This window comes from Microbacterium rhizophilum, from assembly GCF_039605615.1.
In the GTDB taxonomy this organism is placed as follows: Bacteria; Actinomycetota; Actinomycetes; order Actinomycetales; family Microbacteriaceae; genus Microbacterium; species Microbacterium rhizophilus.
Genome location: NZ_JBCNUN010000002.1, coordinates 502,320 through 520,209, shown reverse-complemented (window position 1 = coordinate 520,209; position 17,890 = coordinate 502,320). Strand labels below are relative to the sequence as shown.

General features: G+C 70.3%; 13 protein-coding genes. 4 read left to right on the top strand and 9 right to left on the bottom strand.

All coding sequences use genetic code 11. The annotated features are described in order from the left end of the window. Window positions 1-88: 88 nt before the first annotated feature. The 4 genes from glf (at window position 89) to AAD528_RS06305 (ending at window position 4,141) form a co-directional block, all read left to right on the top strand. Window positions 89-1,228, top strand: coding sequence for a UDP-galactopyranose mutase (glf, locus tag AAD528_RS06320; protein ID WP_345751200.1), 1,140 nt, complete (start codon window positions 89-91; stop codon window positions 1,226-1,228). Between the two features lie 17 nt (window positions 1,229-1,245). Next, window positions 1,246-2,067 (top strand): ABC transporter permease, encoded by an 822-nt coding sequence (locus tag AAD528_RS06315; protein ID WP_345751199.1) that lies wholly within the window; start codon window positions 1,246-1,248, stop codon window positions 2,065-2,067. Then, entirely contained in the window at window positions 2,067-2,831 is a 765-nt protein-coding gene (locus AAD528_RS06310) for an ABC transporter ATP-binding protein (protein WP_345751198.1), read from the top strand. The genes AAD528_RS06315 and AAD528_RS06310 overlap by 1 nt, the downstream gene beginning before the upstream one ends. 140 nt (window positions 2,832-2,971) lie before the next feature. Further along, window positions 2,972-4,141 (top strand): polysaccharide pyruvyl transferase family protein, encoded by a 1,170-nt coding sequence (locus tag AAD528_RS06305; RefSeq protein WP_345751197.1) that lies wholly within the window; start codon window positions 2,972-2,974, stop codon window positions 4,139-4,141. A 2-nt stretch (window positions 4,142-4,143) separates the two neighbouring features. Here the strand turns inward: AAD528_RS06305 and AAD528_RS06300 are convergent, their stop codons facing one another. The 9 genes from AAD528_RS06300 to AAD528_RS06260 form a co-directional block, all read right to left on the bottom strand. After that, on the bottom strand, window positions 4,144-5,448 hold the full coding sequence (locus AAD528_RS06300; RefSeq protein ID WP_345751196.1) for an HNH endonuclease signature motif containing protein: 1,305 nt from the start codon (window positions 5,446-5,448) through the stop codon (window positions 4,144-4,146). A gap of 190 nt (window positions 5,449-5,638) precedes the next feature. Next, a complete protein-coding gene (locus AAD528_RS06295; RefSeq protein WP_345751195.1) occupies window positions 5,639-6,982 on the bottom strand; it encodes a hypothetical protein in 1,344 nt (447 codons plus the stop codon). A 245-nt stretch (window positions 6,983-7,227) separates the two neighbouring features. Beyond that, complete coding sequence (locus AAD528_RS06290; RefSeq protein WP_345751194.1) at window positions 7,228-8,595, bottom strand: hypothetical protein; 1,368 nt, start codon at window positions 8,593-8,595, stop codon at window positions 7,228-7,230. Between the two features lie 121 nt (window positions 8,596-8,716). After that, the gene (locus tag AAD528_RS06285) at window positions 8,717-10,759 is read right to left on the bottom strand and encodes an NlpC/P60 family protein (protein WP_345751193.1); all 2,043 of its coding nucleotides are present in this window, start codon (window positions 10,757-10,759) and stop codon (window positions 8,717-8,719) included. 235 nt (window positions 10,760-10,994) lie between these two features. Next, window positions 10,995-12,137, bottom strand: a complete 1,143-nt coding sequence (locus tag AAD528_RS06280; protein ID WP_345751192.1) for an acyltransferase family protein — start codon at window positions 12,135-12,137, stop codon at window positions 10,995-10,997. Between the two features lie 11 nt (window positions 12,138-12,148). Further along, a complete protein-coding gene (locus AAD528_RS06275; RefSeq protein WP_345751191.1) occupies window positions 12,149-13,141 on the bottom strand; it encodes a glycosyltransferase family 2 protein in 993 nt (330 codons plus the stop codon). Beyond that, window positions 13,138-15,069, bottom strand: a complete 1,932-nt coding sequence (locus tag AAD528_RS06270; protein WP_345751190.1) for a glycosyltransferase — start codon at window positions 15,067-15,069, stop codon at window positions 13,138-13,140. Before AAD528_RS06270 ends, AAD528_RS06275 begins: the two co-directional genes overlap by 4 nt. A 65-nt stretch (window positions 15,070-15,134) precedes the next feature. Beyond that, window positions 15,135-16,469, bottom strand: a complete 1,335-nt coding sequence (locus AAD528_RS06265) for an O-antigen ligase family protein (RefSeq protein WP_345751189.1) — start codon at window positions 16,467-16,469, stop codon at window positions 15,135-15,137. Further along, window positions 16,466-17,860: an O-antigen ligase family protein gene (locus AAD528_RS06260; RefSeq protein WP_345751188.1), complete on the bottom strand. Its 1,395-nt coding sequence runs from the start codon at window positions 17,858-17,860 to the stop codon at window positions 16,466-16,468. The genes AAD528_RS06265 and AAD528_RS06260 overlap by 4 nt, the downstream gene beginning before the upstream one ends. Between the last annotated feature and the right edge of the window lie 30 nt (window positions 17,861-17,890).

Genomic DNA, 17,890 nt, shown 5'->3' with positions numbered 1-17,890 from the left:
GCGGCCTCGGAGGTGCCCCCGGATAGGATGGGGCGTCGCCGACCGCGGTCGCGGCTGACCTGTTCCCCACGTAAAGGCGTATACACGTATGGATCTGCTCGTCGTCGGCTCCGGCTTCTTCGGACTCACCATCGCGGAGCGCGCGGCTGACGCCGGGCGCAAGGTCACGGTCATCGACCGCCGCCACCACATCGGCGGCAACGCGTACAGCGAGAACGAGCCCACGACGGGCATCGAGGTGCACCGCTATGGCGCGCACCTGTTCCACACCTCGAACCCGACCGTGTGGGAGTACGTCAACCGCTTCACCACGTTCACGAACTACGTGCACCGCGTGTACTCGACGCACGACGACCAGGTCTTCGCGCTGCCGGTGAACCTGCACACGATCAACCAGTTCTTCGGCAAGGCGCTCACGCCCGACCAGGCGCGCGCGCTCGTGAAGGAGCAGGCGGGTGAGTTCGACGTGAAGACCGCCCAGAACTTCGAGGAGAAGGGCATCGCCCTCGTGGGCCGCCCGCTGTTCGAGGCGTTCTTCGCCCACTACACCGCCAAGCAGTGGCAGACCTCCCCCGAGAAGCTGTCGGGCGACATCATCAGCCGCCTGCCCGTGCGCTACAACTACGACAACCGCTACTTCAACGACACGTGGGAGGGCCTGCCGACCGACGGCTACACCGCGTGGATCGAGCGGATGGCCGATCACCCGAACATCGACGTCAAGCTGAACGTCGACTTCTTCGACGAGTCGCAGCCCCTCAACAAGAAGGCGCTCGTCGGCCAGGTGCCGATCGTCTACACCGGCCCGGTCGACCGCTACTTCGACTACGCCGAGGGGGAGCTGTCCTGGCGCACGCTGGACTTCGAGGAGGAGGTCCTGAACGTCGGCGACTTCCAGGGCACCTCGGTCATGAACTACCCGGACGCGGACGTGCCGTACACGCGCATCCACGAGTTCAAGCACTTCCACCCGGAGCGCAAGGACGTCTATCCCGACGACAAGACGGTGATCATGCGCGAGTTCTCGCGCTTCGCCACGCGCGACGACGAGCCGTACTACCCGGTGAACTCGACCGACGACCGCTCGGGCCTGCTCGCGTACCGCGAGCTGCAGAAGGGCGAGCAGGACGTGCACTTCGGCGGCCGCCTCGGCACGTACCAGTACCTCGACATGCACATGGCCATCGGCTCGGCGCTGTCGATGTGGAACAACCAGCTGAACGCCTGACCGAGGCGCGCCGTCCCGTGTCGATCCCCGCAGTGCCGTCCGAGGCCGTGATCGGCGCGCCGGGCACGCCCCGGCGGTACCTGCACGCGCTGTGGCTGCTGTCGGGCCGCGACCTGAAGGTCCGCTACGCCACCAGCTGGCTCGGGTACCTGTGGTCGGTGCTGGATCCGCTCGTGATGAGCGCGATCTACTGGTTCGTCTTCACGATGGTGTTCCACCGCACCGTCGGCGTCGAGCCGTACATCGTGTTCCTCATCACGGCGCTGCTGTCCTGGGTGTGGTTCAACTCTGCGGTGACGGACTTCACGCGCGCGTTCAACAAGGACGCCAAGCTCGTGCGGTCCACGGCGATCCCGCGCTCGATCTGGGTCAACCGGATCGTGCTGAGCAAGGGCATCGAGTTCCTGTTCGCCCTGCCGGTGCTCGCGCTGTTCGCGGTGTTCGGCGGCGCGCACGTCGGATGGGGCCTGATGCTGTTCCCCGTCGGCGTGCTGCTGCAGACGATCCTGCTGGTCGGCCTCGGGCTGCTCGTCGCGCCGCTGTGCGTGCTGTTCACGGATCTCGAGCGGACGACGCGGCTGATCCTGCGCGCGCTCTTCTACGCGTCGCCCGTGATCTACGGCGTGGCCGACCTGCCCGGGGTCTTCGCGGACCTGATGGCGTTCAACCCGCTCGCCGGAATCTTCACGCTGTACCGCGTCGGGTTCTTCGCGGACGACTGGGCGGTGCTGTGGGATCCGTTCGCCGTGATCGTCTCCGCGGTCATGTGCCTGCTTTTCCTCGGGCTGGGGATCCTCGTGTTCCGCCGCCTCGAGCGTCCGCTGCTGAAGGAGCTGTGATGGCTCCGCGGGACGCGGTCGCAGCGGGTGAGCCCGCCATCGAGGTGGCGGGCCTCGGCGTGCACTTCCGCCGCAACCGCCGCGGCCGTCGCAGCATCAAGGACATGTTCGCCGACTCCTCGCGGCGCAGCCGCCCGGGGGAGTTCTGGGCGCTGCGCGACGTGTCGTTCACGGTGCGCCCGGGGGAGTCGATCGGCGTGGTCGGCCGCAACGGCCAGGGCAAGTCGACGCTGCTGAAGCTCGTCGCGGGAGTTCTGCTGCCGGATGAGGGCACGGTCCGTGTCAATGCGGGCGTCGCGCCGCTGATCGAGCTCACCGGGGGTTTCGTCGGCGACCTCACGGTGCGCGAGAACGTGCGGCTGACCGCGGGCCTGCACGGCATGCCGCGGGCCGAGATCGCGCGCCGCTACGACGAGATCATCGCGTTCGCGGAGCTCGAGGACTTCCAGGAGACGCCGTACAAGCATCTGTCCAACGGCATGAAGGTGCGGCTGGCGTTCTCGGTCGTGTCGCAGCTGAACGAGCCGATCCTGCTCGTCGACGAGGTGCTCGCGGTGGGTGACAAGGCGTTCCGCGCGAAGTGCTACCGGCGCATCGACGAGCTGCTGGCGGAGGGACGCACGCTGTTCTTCGTGAGCCACAACGAGAAGGACCTGCGGCGGTTCTGCACGCGCGGGCTGTACATCCGCGATCACGGCCTCGCGCTCGACGCGCCGATCGCCGAGGTCGTCGACAGGTACAACGCCGATAACCCGGTGGCCTGACCGCACACGCCGGAGTCGGCCTGCTACCGGTGCCGCCGGGCAAGCTGTAGGTTTTCTGTGAGCGTGTCCGGGTGCACGGTTCCCGACGTGCGCCCACCCCGATCCGGGCGCGCCGTCCCGTCCCTGGAGCATCCCCCGCTATGAAGCTATTCGGCGCGCCGCGCGCGAAGACGCCCGCGACCCCCGTCACCGGCTCGCTGCCCCTGCCGCAGAAGCCGCTGTATCTCGTCTCGACCGCCGGTCACCCCAACTACGGCGACGAGCTGATCACCCGCGCGTGGCTCGAATACCTCGCCGCCCGCCATCCCGAGCGCACCGTGTGGCTCGACTGCCCCCACCCGGGACGGGCGTCGCACCTGTTCGCCGGATCGCACCCGCGCCTGAGGACCACCAGCACGCTGTGGGAGCTCGCTCTCGGCAGCGAGTCGCATGATCCGATCGCCGACGCCGAGCGCGTGACGCGCATCGTGCGCGACCTCGGCTCGCCTCGGTTCGACGCGGGTCTGCGGGCGCTGCGCGGGGTCGCGTCGATCCACCTGCTCGGCGGCGGGTACGTGAACGGCGTGTGGCAGGACAACCTGGGCCTGCTCTCGGCCATCGCGGCCGTGCGCGAGGAGTTCGGAGTGCCGGCCTTCGCCACGGGCCTCGACGTCATGCCGCTCGAGGAGCCGCTCGCGTCCTGGGCGAAGGATCGGCTCGCCGCATTCGCCTCCGTGGAGGCCCGGGACGAGGCCACGGCCGAGGCGATGGGCGTGGGGCTCGGCCTCGACGACGCCTTCCTCGCGCTGGCTCTGAAGCGGCCGCTGTACGACCGCCGGCCCACGCCCGACCGCATGGTGCTCGTGCAGGGCGACCTGCGCGAGTGGGAGGACGATGCCGTGCTCGGCACGATCGACGGCTTCCTCGCGGGTATCAGCGCGGCAAGCGTCGGATTCGCTGAGTCGAATCCGCCGGACGATCATCACTTCCGCGGGCTGTCGCGACCGGACTCGCGCTTCTACACGTTCGGTGGGCTGTGGGCCGACGGGCTTCCGGCCCGCGCCGGGCAGAAGTGGCTGACCTCGCGCATCCACGCGCACCTGCTGGCCGCGGCCGCGGGCGCGGCCGGGCTCGTCCTGGCCGGCCGCGGGGGGCATTACGACGCGGCGCACAGCGCTCTGCTTGACCTCGGCACCGGGTGGACCGTCGTGAAGGCGGGCGACCCCGTATGTTCCGAGGACGCCACGGTGGACCCGTCGTTCGCGGACAAGGCCAAGCAGCTCGCGGCGCGCAAGCGCCACCAGGCGGATCGGCTGTATCCCGTCGCATAGCGTCAGAACGGTGGTGGTTCGTCGCTGAGGTGCAGGTCGGGCATGAGCACCTCCGCCTCGGCGTCGAACCGCACCATCGGCGTGGGTTTGTGGGCGTAGGTGCGGCCGGTCGGGGAGGTCCATTCGATCTCCCCGTCGGGGCCTTGCCGCATCCGCCAGGGGGAGTGGTGTTTCAGGCGGTGGTGGGCTTGGCAGAGGTGGGCGAGGTTCGTCACGGTGGTGGGCCCGTCGTGGGAGTGCGGGATGGTGTGGTCGGTGTCGCAGCGTCGAGCGGGTTGCCGGCACCCGGGGAACCGGCAGTGCTCGTCCCTCGCGGTGAGGAACCTCCGTTGCGCCGCGGTCGGGGTGTAGGAGTCGACGGTGAGGAGGGCGCCAGTGTCGCGGTGCTGCCAGACCCGCACCCAGGTGGCGGCGTTGCCGGCGAGGCGGCGGGCGGTGTCCGGGTCGATCGGCCCATACCCCGTGAGGAACGCCGCATCGTCCCCGATCCCGGTGATGGTGTCCACGGGGATGGTGACCTGGATGGTGGCGTGGATCGCGTCCAGGCCGTCCCCGGCGGTGGGGGTGCCGGTGAGGGTGAGGTCGGCCAGCACGTCCGCGCGGATGTGATCCAGGGTGCGGGGATCCGGTTCGCCGGCGGCGCGGGCGGTGGCCTTCAGCTTCGTGGCGGCCTGGGTGAGCCGGTCGTGGATGGCGTAGATCGTCGCGGCCGGGCCGATCATGCGGTGCTCGGCCATGCCGTGCTCCAACGGCGACACCCACGCGCCGCGCAACGCCATCGCCTCCGCCTGCCGCACCGTCAACGGCACCGGGTCGATCTTCTCCGCTACCGCCCTCGCGAACGACCGCAGCTGCCCCACCGTGACGCCCTCCGCCCGGGACACCACGATCCCTTCGAACTCCACCCTCGAGTCGTCGTCGAGCCGTTCCCCGGCGGCGACGATCACCCGGGTGTGGGGTTCGCTGATCCGCCCCTCCTGCAGCGCCGCGAACGTCGCCGGGAATCCGGTCACCAGGGTGACCGCGTCGGCCATCCGGCCCCGGATCGTGCCCTCCGGGATCCGGGCGGCGGCTCCGAGCTCGGCGGCGATGGAGCGGGTGGCGAAGTCGTACTCGGACTCCGACCCGCTCCGCCTGCCTTGTTCGACCGCGATCTCCGCCAGGGACACCAGGAGCGTGGCCTGCTCGGCGCGGGCGCGCGCCACCTGCGCCTCCAGCTCCACGAACCGATCCACCAGTGCACTCGTGCGGGCGTTCTCACCGGCCGTGGGAGTCCACGGATCCGGGCAGTACGCCTGCGCTGTCATGCCCCGATTCTCCTCCGGGCCACCGACATTCGAAGGGCGGGAAACCGCTGATCCGGGGATAGAACCGGAACCGTGGATAACCCGACCCGAACCGCCCCTGTGGACGAACGAGCGGGGCGCTAGACCGGGCAACACGCGGCCGGCTTCGACCCGCCTACGGCTCCCGCGACGACCGGAGGGAAGTTGGCGCTCAGCGAGGCGTGAGCGTCCACATCCCGTCGGCGACGACATAGACGATCGACGGGCCGGACGCGAGGCCGGCGCCGTTCGCCTGGGTCACATTGCGGCTGCGGCCCGCGTCCGTGCCGCTCCACTGCACGACGAAGAGGTCGGATGCGCCCGAGTGCGTGAGCTTCACGTTCGTGGCACCGCCGCCGTAGAGGAACACGCCGTCGCCGGTGCCGGAGGCAGGCAACGCGCCCGCGGCCTCCATCGGCAGCACGCGGACCGTCCAGGCGCCGTCCGCCACGACCTCGAGCCGACCGCCCTGCTGGCTCGCATCGAGACCGAACGCCGTGGTGCCGGAGTACCGGCCCGTCACGTAGACGGGGATGTCGATCGTCGCGCCGCTCTTGGACAGCTCCATCCGGAAGTCGCCGGCGCCGGGGTGGCTCGCGACCAGCAGCCCGCCCTTGGCACCCTTCGGCAACGTGATCGCTCGCGTTCCCGTGCCGCTGTAGGTGGCCGCCTGGAACGTGCCGTACTGGGCCTTGGCCCACGCGATCGCCGCGGACAGGGCGGCCGGGTTGCTGCGGCGGACGCCGAGCGTGTCCTTCTTGTCGCCGTTCCAGTCGCCGACCAGCGTGCGGTCATCCGCCCGGCCGTAGGTGAGCACGCGATCCGCGGCGCCCGGGGCGAAGCGGTCGGTGACGTAGTACGTCGAGCCGCGGCGGACGGCGGGGGTGTCGGTGCCGTCGCCGTTCCAGTCGCCGACATAGACGAGGTCGTCCGCACGCCCGTACGCGACCACACGCGAGGCGTCGCCGCCCTGGAGGGCGTCCGCGAAGTAGAACGTGTTCGCACGACGAACCGCGAGGGTTTCCTTGCCATCCGCGTTCCAGTCGCCCACGAGCACCTGGTCGCCCGCGCGTCCGTACGCGAGCACGGTCTCCGCCGCGCCGCCCTTGAGCCTGTTCGTGAAGTAGTAGACGTTCCCTCGGCGCACGGCGAGCGTGTCGACCCCGTCGCCGTTCCAGTCGCCCACGAGCGTCACGTCCGCCGGGCGGCCGTAGGCGAACTTCAGGTCGGCAGCACCGGACGTCGTGTTCGCCAGGACATAGTCGTTGCCGCGCCGCACCGCCAGTGTGTCCTTGCTGTCTTTGTTCCAGTCGCCGCTGTACGCGCGATCCGAGCCGAGACCGTATTCGACGACGTGGTTCGCCTGCCCGCTCCACTCGTCGTTCAGGTAGTACGTGGATCCGGATCCACCCGCCTCGCCGCCCTTCGCGTGCGCGGCGGTGCTCCCGAGGAGGACGAGCGACGCGGCCGCGGCGACGATGGTGGAGGCGCGCAGGATGAGGCGAGGACGGGGCATGGGGTGTTCCTTGACGAGACGGCGGGGCGGCGGGGAAAGTGCGGCGTGATCGGCCGACCGTAGGCCGCGACGGAGCACACCGTCCGCAGAGACGCCTCAGGCAGTATCTGCGCCGCACCGGCCGGCCGGATCCCGATCGCCCACTCACCGGCGGGCGATCACGGCGACCGGATCCGCGGGAGGTGATCGGCCAGCGGCCGTCGGTGTGGACCAGCACCGCTGACGGACCCATCCCGCTGTGTGGATCAGCGCGGCGTCATCGACCAGCTCCCGTCTGCGATCACGGAGATCACCGACGGGCCTTTGAGGAACGTGATGTTCGCGGAGAACGGGCCGTCCTCGGTCGCGAGGATGCCCGAGTGGTCTGCATCTGCGCCGCTCCATTGTGCGGCGTGGAAGTAACCGCTTCCCGGGAAGTCGATGGTGACCGTCGTCGGCGCGCCGCGGTCCCACAGGTAGACGCCGTCGCCGGCGCCTCGCGGCGGCAGAACGGGCGCGGTCTCCATGGGCTGGAGCTTGATCTCCCAGTCGCCGGGCGCTGTGACGCGGACTGTGTCGCCGCGCGTCAACGGGTCGGGGCCGAACGGCTGCGATCCCACGTAGCCGCCCGTGACGTCGATCCAGAACGGGACGTCCACGACCTCGCCGTCCCGAAGAACCTCGACCTTGAACTCGCCGTCCGCCCAGAATGATGCGGTCATGACACCGCCGCGGGCGCCCGCCGGCAGGGGGAACTCGGTGCCGCTGCTGCCCACCTGGCGCGTCGCCGTGAACGCGCCGTACTCCCCGCGTGCCCATGCCGTCGCGGACGAGAGGGCCGGCGTCCCGTCGCGGCGCACGCCGAGCGTGTCCCGTCCGTCGCCGTTCCAGTCGCCCACGAGGGTCTTGTCGGTTGTGCGACCGTAGGTCAGCACACGGTCGGCGGCGCCCGGTGCGAAGCGGTCGGTGACGTAGTAGGTCGCCCCGCGGCGGACGGCCGGGGTGTCCTTGCCATCGCCGTTCCAGTCGCCGACGTACACCAGGTCATTCGCGCGACCGTACGCGACGACCCGCGACGCCTCGCCCCCCTTGAGCTGGTCGGCGAAGTAGAAGGTGTTCGCACGGCGCACCGCGAGCGTGTCCTTGCCGTCGTCGTTCCAGTCGCCGACCAGCACCTGATCGTCCGGACGCCCGTAGGCGATCACCACGTCGGCCGCGCCTCCGGCGAGCGTGTTCGAGAAATAGTAGACATTGCCGCGCCGCACGGCCAGCGTGTCCAGTCCGTCGCCGTTCCAGTCGCCGACGAGGGTGATGTCGCCCGTGCGGCCGTACGCGAACGTCCAGTCGACCGGGCTGCCGCCCGCGTCGGTCAGCAGATACCGGCTGCCGCGACGCACCATGAGGTTGTCCTTGCCGTCGCCGTTCCAGTCGCCGGTGTAGGCACGATCGGTGGGCTGGCCGAAGCGGATCGTGTGGTTCGCCTGGCCGTTCCAAGAATCGTTGAGATAGTACGCGGCGCCACGGCCGCCGATCTCACCGCCTTGGGCGTGCGCGGCCGTGCCGCCCAGAGCAGCGATGGATGCGGCCGCTGCGAAGACGGCCGCGGTGCGCAGCAGGAGACGGGGACGTGACACGGGTGCTCCTTCGGACCGGGGCGGACGCCTCAAGCTAGCGCCCGGCGCCCTCCGGCCACGGGAACGGCCCCGCGACACGCGTGTCGCGGGGCCGTTCCTCCCGTGCCGTGGGAGACGCGGATCAGGGCAGCGGGCGGATCACCGTCGGCATGTTCTTGCTCGCCGGGTATGTCGTGTTCTCCGCGCGCACGATGCCGCCGACGTGCACCGACTCCATCACCAGGCCGTTGCCGAGGTACATCTGCACGTGGCGGACCGAGTGCGGATCGCGCGGGTCGTGCGCCTGGAAGATCAGGTCTCCGGGCTGGCGCTGGCTGTACGGCACGTGCTTGAACTTCTTGCTCGCGTAGATCTCGCGCGGCGTCGTGTTGCCGGGGGTGGTGTGGGTGACCGTGTTGCTCGGCTCGACGTTGAGACCCACGGCGAGCAGCGCCTGCATCACCACGCCGACGCAGTCCGCGCCGACGCCCGGGGAGTTGGATCCGCCCCACACGTACGGCGAGCCCTGGTACGACTTCGCGGTCGCGATCATGGCGCTGATCAGCTGCGACCGGGTCATGTTCGGCTTCGCCTTCAGCGGCGCGACGTAGCCGTCGAGCGCGGTCCACGAACTCGAGCTGAAGCCCATCGAAGTCCAGGTGCGCTTGTCGACGACGCCGGTCTGTGGAAGACCGCGGGACTTCTGCCAGCCCCTCACCTTCGACATGAACGTGGCGTCGACCCACTGCGTCGGGCGTGCGATCCCGAAGTTGTTGGCGATGGCCTTGACCTTGGCGCCCTCGCGACCCTCCGTGAGCGGGAAGCCCACCCCTCGGGCGGCCGGTTGGCCGGCGTAGGAGATCTTCGCGTAGCCGCCCGGCGTCTGGTAGCGCGGCTTCGGGACGAATGCGGCGCCGCCGCCCGGGGCGGCCGCGGACTTCGGCAGCACGCGCACCTGGTAGGCCACCAGGCGCAGGCCCATCCCCTCGGATCCCGCGGACTTGCCGTTCGACGTCCAGCCGAGCCATCCGAAGCCCTGCACGTAGGCGCGGTAGTACACGTTGAACCGGTTCGCCATGCTTCCGGTGAGCTTGAACTTCAGCGCCTCGATCCGCAGCGCCTTGCCCGTGGTCCCGGCGGTCGTGTCGGCGGGCTTCCACCCCTGCCACCCCACGCGCTGCACGTGCGCGGCGACCTCGACGTTGCCGGAGACCGGCGCGCCCGTGAGCGAGGCTCTGACAGCCTCGACGCGCGCGCGGCGGTTCGGGTCGCCGGACGTCGTTCCGTTGACGACGGCCCGCTGCCATCCGACTCCCTGTACGTGCGACACGTAGTGGATGACCGGCTCGGCGTAGCCGCGCGGGTGATGGTCGCCCGTGATCGGCGGCGCGGCGGCGCCCTTGGGCACCAGCATGATCTGGATCGCGGACGCCTGCATGCCGGACATCGTGGTGCCGGCACGTCCGCCGTCGCGCACCCAGGACATCCAGCCGAGTTCGGTGATGCGCATGCGATACAGGACGTCGTGCGTCTGCGCGATCGGTCCCTCGAGGCCGATCACGATCGCCTCGATCGGCAGGCCCCGACCGGCGGTGCCGGAGACCTGGCCGTTCGCGGCCGTCCCGGTCCAGCCCTTGGTGCGGACGGCGGTGCGGTAGGTCAGACGCGACCCCGCCGGCGCACCGGCGAGCATGATCTTGATCGCCTCGAGGCGCTTCGAGAGGGAGGAAGAGCCGGCAACTCCGCCGTCCGTGTCGCGGTCGTGCCAGCCCTCGTCCTGCACGTGGACGTTGTACGTGATCGACGGTTCGGCGACCGCGGCCTGGGACGTCACCGTCGGGACGGGCTCGGGGGCGGTCGCCTCCGGCGCCGGTGCCGTGGTCTCGACGGGCACCGTGGCCTTCGGCGCGGCGGTCGGCTTCGGCGCCGTGGCCTTCGGCGCGGTGGTCGGCTTCGGTGCCGTGGCCTTCGGTGCGGCGGTCGGCTTCGGTGCCGTGGCCTTCGGTGCGGCGGTCGGCTTCGGTGCCGTGGCCTTCGGTGCGGCGGTCGGCTTCGGTGCCGTGGCCTTCGGTGCGGCGGTCGGCTTCGGTGCCGTGGCCTTCGGTGCGGCGGTCGGCTTCGGCGCGGTCGGCTTCGGCGCAGTCGCCTTCGGCTCGGCGCTTGCCGTCGGGGTGGGTGTCGGCATCGCGGCGACGCTCGCCGGGGTAGGCGTGGCATCCGGCTCCGCGGTCGTGGCGAGGGCGCCCGAAGGCGTCACTCCCGCCAGCAGAACTCCCGCGGCCAACGTCGCGATGAACCGAGATCCCCACCTGGCCATGACTTCTCCCTCGAATCACTCGGGACAAGTCTGCCCCCGGCGGGCCCGATCCATGGAAGCGGACACGGGCAGGTATGCCCATGTCCCACCAGATGGGAGCGGGTCAGTCCGCGATGGACTTGAAGATGCGCCGCGACAGCAGGTGGCTCGGGCGCTCGATGCCGAAGTAGAACAGCTGGGCGACGGCGAGCGAGGCGATCGCCGCGACGGGCAGCACGAGCGACGACGAGCTCGGGCCGATCAGGTCGGCCGTGGTGACGACGACCGTCTCGTGCACGAGGTACAGGCTGAACGACACCGTGCCGAGCCACTGCACGGGGCGCGAGCACAGCGCGCGGGCGTTCGGGCAGCCGAAGGCGCAGAACGCCACCACGACGAGCGCGCCGGCGACCTGCAGCGCGAGCGCGCCATCGTGCACGCGCTGCGGCACCCACGGCGGCATCATCCACGTCGACGCGGCCATGAGCAGCGCGGCCGCGAGCGCGAGCGCCCAGGCCGGGCCCGGGATGCCGCCCAGCCTCCGGTGCAGGGTCTCGCGGTGCACCGCGAGCACCACGCCGATGATGAACATCGGCAGGTACATCAGCGCGTCCACCTGCCACGCGCCGCCCGCCGCGATCAGCGCGAGCGAGGCGACGATCACGACGTTGCCGTTCGCCTTCCGCCCGATCCAGAGGAACGCGCCCAGCAGCAGCGAGAACAGGATCTCCCACCGGATCGTCCACAGCGGGCTCAGGATCTCGTTTCCCGCGGAGATCTGCGTGAGGCTGTTGAGGACGTCCTGGAACGAGACCGGATCGGCCCGCCGCACGAGCCACTCGGTCTGCTGGTTGCGGCCGCGCGGCGTCAGGAAGATCGCCGCGAGCGCCAGCGCGAGCGAGCCCCACACGGGCAGGTACAGCCGCGCGAGGCGCTGCGGCAGGTACGCGTCCCAGCGGAAGGACGTCGCCCGCAGCACCGGCAGGGACAGCACGAAGCCGCTCAGGATGAAGAAGATCATCACCGCGAACTTGCCGTCCCACAGCACGTGCAGCGGCGTGTGCGCGATCCACCACGCCGGGTTGTCGACGCGCCAGGTGTCCTCGGAGGTGTGGTCGTAGTACGCCGCGGCGAACAGGGGCACGGTCAGCAGGCTGTGGTGGATCATCACCACGAGCGCCGCCAGGCCGCGCAGCCCGTCGAGCGCCGGCAGGCGCGTCGGCGCACCCGCGCGGGCGCCGTCGGCCGAGGGCGAGATGGAGGTCATGCGGTGCGGCGTCAGCTCGCGGTCAGCGCGGGCATCGGGCGCCACGTGCGGTCGCGGGCGATCGCCGCGCCGTCCCGCGTGCCGCGGAGCAGGTGGCTCGTGCCGCGGACGGTCCGCTCGACGAACACGAGGCGGATCAGCTCCTTGGCGAACGTCAGCGCCGTGCCGAGCGCGAACCGCACCGGGCGGTAGGCGCCGTGCGCCTTGAAGTAGTGCTTCATGATGCCGCGGTTGCGCATGATGTAGTACCGGTACGCGTTGCTCGACGCGTTGAGGTGGCGCACGCCCATGTCCCACTGCTTGATCTCGCGCGTGCGGCGCAGCACGAACTCGTTCACGATCGCGGAGGTCGTCACGCGCGACGCGAGCCAGCCGTAGACGGAGTCGTCCCAGTAGATGAAGAACCGCGGATCGGGCAGGCCGATCTCCGAGACCACGTCGCGGTGGATGAACATGCCCTCGAAGCAGCCGGAGTTCATCTCGCGGTAGCCGGTCGCATCGAAGCCGGCGGGCGCGAACGGGATCGGGATGCCCAGCGGGATCGACAGGCGATACTGCCAGTAGAACTCGCTGCCGTCGTAGTCGTAGCGGCGGCCCTGGATGCTGCGGAACCGCGGCGTCCACACGCCCATGCGCGCGAGGCCGTCGGGCAGCACCTCGACGTCGTCGTCCATCAGCCAGATCCAGGTGGATCCGAGTTCGTGCGCGACGCGCATGCCCTCGCTGAAGCCGCCGGAACCGCCGGTGTTCTCCTCGAGGCGGCGGTAGACGAGCTCGGACCCGATCGAGTCGCGGAACGACTCGACGACCTCGCCCGTGTCGTCCGCCGATGCGTTGTCGACGATCACGACGTGACCGGGCTTGGGCTCCATCCGGCCGATGGACTCGAGCAGGCCCTTCAGCAGATGTGAGCGGTTGTAGGTGACGACGACGATCGTCGCCGACGCCGGATCGAACGACTGCGGCAGCGCCGCATCCGGCGCCGGGGCGAGCGCTTCGCTCACTTCTCGCTCCCGGTGAAGATGCCCTCCCACGTCGGGACCGACGTGATGGTCTTCAGCTGACGGCGGTACTGGCGCGCGAGCTTGGGCCAGTTCCACCACAGCCGGGCGTGCAGGCTGATCGACTCGATCACCATGCCGCGGAACTTGGCGCGGTCGCGCGTGTAGATCTGCTTGCCGCCGCCGTCGGCGGAGCTCACCAGCGCGCTGTCGTAGAACGGGATGCGCCACCAGTTCGCGTCGCCCTTGGCGAACTCGACCTCGGGCATCCGGACGTTCTTCGGCTGCGGCGTGTGGAACCAGTGCGCCGCGAGGTGCACGAGCGTGAAGATGCGCAGCGCGACGCCCGTCGGCGCGGAGTGCAGCGCGAGGCGGCGGACGCGACGGTAGATCGGACGGCCCTTGCGCGAGCGCAGCACGCGGTCGGTCTCCTTGTGCACGACCGTCTCGGAGAAATCCTGCGCCGTGCGGCGCGCGGCCGGCATGGCGGTGCCGATGTTCTCGACCATGTGCTGGGGACCCGACAGGACGTCCCGCAGGGCCTGCAGGCGCAGCGCCGTGGGGTAGTACTGCATCATCAGCAGGTGCTTGATGTCGGTGTTGCGGCTGTGCGCCAGGAACGACCCGCCCCGGGGCTTCTTCGAGTGCAGCAGGGCCGCGACCGTCCGGTTGCGGGCGTGGAAGTACGCCTGCCAGTCGATCGCATCGTCCTTGCCGACCCACGACACGTGCCACAGCGCGATGCCGGGCATCGACACGGTCGGGAAGCCCGAGCGTCCGGCACGCAGGCAGAACTCGGCGTCGTCCCACTTGATGAACGCCGGCAGGGACAGACCGACCTTGCGGATCGCCGCGGTAGGGATGAGGCACATCCACCAGCCGTTGTAGTCGGCGTCCATGCGCATGTGCAGCTCTTTGGTCTGACGCAGGTTCGTCACGCCGAAGTCGTGCGGCATCAGCGTGTCGGCGAAGAGATTGCGCCACAGGAACTGATCCTCGTCGACGACCTCCGCCCACGCGTGCAGCTTGGGGCGGTCGAGCAGGTCGAACATGTGACCGCCCACGAGCGTGGGCTTGGTCGTGTAGCGGCCGAACACGATCGAGCGACGCAGCGACTCGGGCTCGATGCGCACGTCGTCGTCGAGCAGCTGCACGAAGTCGCTGTTCGGGCGCTTGAGCGTCTCGGACATGGCGCGCGCGAAGCCGCCGGATCCGCCGAGGTTCGGCTGGGTGATGACCTCGAGCTGCTCGCCGAGCGCGGTCGAGACCTCGGGGAAGTCGGGCTGCGCGTCGACGCGGTCGGTGCCCTGGTCGACCAGGAACACGCGGTCGACGAGCTCGAGCACCTCGGGGCTCTCCGTGAGCGCGCGCAGGGTCTCGACACAGTAGTCGGGCTTGTTGTAAGTGGTGATGCCGAGCGAGGCCTTGCCCGTGCGCACCGGATCCTGATCCGTGGTCCACTCGGCGCCCTCGAAGGTCGCCTCCTCGGTGTCGGTGGCGATGTCGAACCAGATCCAGCCGCCGTCGCTGAACTGCGTCAGCGCGATGTCGAAGCTCGTCTCGCTCGTGCCGGTCACGTCGCGCGTGTCGAGGCGCTGGCGGATGCCGGCGCCGTTCGAGCGGAACACCAGGATGGTGGCGTCGCCCTTCGTGCGCACGGTGAGGCGGACGCTGCGGATCGGCGTCCAGTGCTGCCAGTAGGCGGCCGGGAAGGCGTTGAAGTACGCGCCGAACGAGACGCGGCGGCCGGCGACGATGCGCGCGCGGTGGCGGCCCAGGACGTTGCTCAGGCGCGCGTTGTCCGAGACCCGCAGCGGCGTGGTCTCGTCCTCGATCTTCACGACCGACCAGGAGTCGGGATCGGCGTAGAGCGGCAGCAGGTCGGGGTCGCGGTCGAGAGGGAAGACCACGTTCTGGAGGACGTATACCAAGGGCGGGCTCCGAACGGTTTCAGCGTGAGTGCCGCCGGACGGGCGGCGGCGGACCGCAGACGAGCCTACCGTGCGCCCCACGGGGGATCCTGGGACCCGTCCCGATCGACGACGTCGCGGATCCGCTCGCGCCATGAGCGGGACTGTCCCGCGCGCACCGCGCACACGACGAGCATCATCCAGCCGACGCCCGTGAGCGTGAAGCTCTCGAACATCGAATCGACCAGCAGCGCCACGAGCATCAGCGGCGTCCAGGCGTGCACGACCGAGCGCCGCGATCCGGCGACGAGCCAGGAGCGCACCATCGCGACCGCGCACAGCGCTCCGAACAGCAGCAGGCCGGCCCAGCCGACCTGGATCAGCACGTCGAAGTACGAGTTCAGCGCCGACGCGTGGTGATCGTCCAGAGTGAAGTTGATGACGTTGAACGGATACGGCACGCTCTCGCCTGCCCCGCGCTGCCACGTGCCGTGCCAGCCCCAGCCCTGCACGGGGCGGGGGCGGACCCAGTCGAGGATCTCGTTCCACAGGTCCGCGCGCGTCGAGAAATCCGAGGCCGCATCGAGAAGGCGGATGATCCGGTGCCGCAGCACGTAGGCGGTCGCCAGGGCGATCGCGACGACCGCGGCGATCACGAGGTGCGTCGGGCGCCGGCGACCCGGCGCGGCACGGCGCACGATGCCGAGCGCGAGCGTCGCGACGCCCACCATCACGGCCAGCACGAGCACGGTGGGCGAGGCCGAGAGCACCGCGAGCAGGCCCGCAAGGGTCAGCGAGAACACCGACAGGCGCAGCGAGATCGACTGCGTGAGCCACTCGATCGCGAACGTGATGAGCCCCATCACCGCGACGAAGCCGAGCATGTTGCGCGTGCCGAACACACCCTGCACCGGGCCGCCCTGCGCGATGTCGCCCGCGACGCCGAGGAAGGGGAACGGGATGTCCAGCAGCACGCCCGAGAGGATCTCGACGGCGAGCGAGAGGCCCAGCATCCACCGCAGCACGTCGCCCAGCGCGCGGACGGTCTGCAGGGTGTCGCGCACGTGGGCGATCACGAGCGCCAGCAGGCCCCATCCGAACAGCTCGAGCCAGGCGCTCAGCGTCGATCCCTCGTCGAAGGTCCACAGCACGCTCGCGAGCGTCCACGCGAGGAACGCCAGCAGGCTCGTGGGGGCGAAGTGCAGGGGCGTCAGCTCGTCGCGCCGCGCGATCAGGACCGCGACCCCCAGCACATCCAGGGCGACCACGATCGCGATCAGGGTGACCGGCCCCGCCGTGCGGCCGATCAGCAGCGCGGCGAACGCCGTGCCCAGGGCCGCGACGGTGAAGGCCCGGGCGAAGTCGGCGGATTGCAGCAGCCGGACGATCGTGCCCGGCGTCGCGTCGCCGGCGGACGTCATCGCGCGGGCTTCGCCGTCGCCGACACGTCGGTCCCCACGCCCACGAGAGGAGCGAGCTTCATCTTGAACGAGAACAGCACCGCGAGCGTCCAGCCCCACAGCATGATGGGCCCGGACTCCGTCAGCCCCTGCACGAGCAGCATCGCGGCGACGAGCGGCGGCAGCATCGAGACGGGGGAGTAGGGGCGGTTCCCGTCGAGATCCCAGCGGGGACGGTCGACGGCGAAGAACCAGGCCCGCCACGTCATGGCCGCGTAGGTCACGAACATCAGGACGGCGCCGATCGCGCCGAGCTGGAAGAAGACGTCGAGCCACATGTTGTGCGCGTGGAACACCGACAGGTCGTGATCGACGATCCATCCGTCGAACGCGGGATCCCAGGGCACCCACGGGCTCGAGAAGCCGTTGCCGTGCACGGGGCGGGTGATCGCGCGCTCCCAGACCGTGGTCCAGATCTCGTCGCGCCCGGTCAGCGAGTCGTCGCGTCCGAGCATGCCGAGCACGCGGTCCCACAGCTGCATCACCAGCACGGCTCCGATCGCTCCGATCGCGGCGAACAGCAGGTAGCGGCGGCTGCGTTCGCCGGCGGTGCGCGCCCGGCGCATCACGAGCACCGCGAGCAGCACGACGAACGCGCCCGCGAACGCCCCGAGCGCGGTCGCGGATCCCGAGCGCACGAACAGCAGCGCGGTCAGGGCGATCCACACGGTCTGCATCGCGGCGTACGGCGGATGCGTCGCGAGCCGGATCGCGAACACGGCGAAGGCCAGCACGCACAGGATGCCGAGGTAGTTCGAGTTGCCCACGACGCCCTGGATGCGGTCGCCGATGATCGCATCGAAGAGCTGGCCCCGCACCCAGTAGATCTGCGGGTCGGCGTCCGGCGCCACGGTCACGAAGTTGGGCGGCAGGGGTGCGTGCCGGATCAGCGCGACCCACAGCTCGATCGCGATCGAGAGGCCCACGATCCACTTGAGGGCGACGTCGAGCGCGCGCAGCAGCTCGTGCCACGTCAGCACGTGCGCGAAGAACAGGCCCTGCAGCGTGCCGGCCGCGAGCAGCGTCCACGTCAGCAGCGTGGAGCCGGGCCATCCCGACCACAGCACGGAGGCCAGCGCCCACGCCACATATCCGAGCGCGACCCACGGCAGTCGCCGCCAGCGCAGCCCGTGCCGATGGATGAGCGGGACCCAGATCGCGATCGATCCCGCGGTGGTGAGCGCGAGCACGACCGCCGCGCCCGGCTCGCCCAGGAGATTCCACCAGGCCGAATGCGCGAAGCCGGAGAAGATGACGAATGCGGCATACGCCCGCAGCAGCTGGTGCGCCGTGGCCTCCCGCTCCGGCGCTTCCGGAGGAGTCTGTGCCGTGTACCGCGTGATCTGGGCCATCGTGCCTCCCAGGCTACAGTGACGCCGCGG

Bases quoted from the DNA above. Each gene is read 5' to 3' on its own strand.
- AAD528_RS06280 (WP_345751192.1), bottom strand. From the start codon at position 12,137: ATGACCTCCATCTCGCCCTCGGCCGACGGCGCCCGCGCGGGTGCGCCG.
- AAD528_RS06300 (WP_345751196.1), bottom strand. From the start codon at position 5,448: ATGACAGCGCAGGCGTACTGCCCGGATCCGTGGACTCCCACGGCCGGT.
- AAD528_RS06295 (WP_345751195.1), bottom strand. From the start codon at position 6,982: ATGCCCCGTCCTCGCCTCATCCTGCGCGCCTCCACCATCGTCGCCGCG.
- AAD528_RS06310 (WP_345751198.1), top strand. From the start codon at position 2,067: ATGGCTCCGCGGGACGCGGTCGCAGCGGGTGAGCCCGCCATCGAGGTG.
- AAD528_RS06265 (WP_345751189.1), bottom strand. From the start codon at position 16,469: ATGACGTCCGCCGGCGACGCGACGCCGGGCACGATCGTCCGGCTGCTG.
- AAD528_RS06305 (WP_345751197.1), top strand. From the start codon at position 2,972: ATGAAGCTATTCGGCGCGCCGCGCGCGAAGACGCCCGCGACCCCCGTC.
- AAD528_RS06285 (WP_345751193.1), bottom strand. From the start codon at position 10,759: ATGCCGACACCCACCCCGACGGCAAGCGCCGAGCCGAAGGCGACTGCG.
- AAD528_RS06260 (WP_345751188.1), bottom strand. From the start codon at position 17,860: ATGGCCCAGATCACGCGGTACACGGCACAGACTCCTCCGGAAGCGCCG.
- glf (WP_345751200.1), top strand. From the start codon at position 89: ATGGATCTGCTCGTCGTCGGCTCCGGCTTCTTCGGACTCACCATCGCG.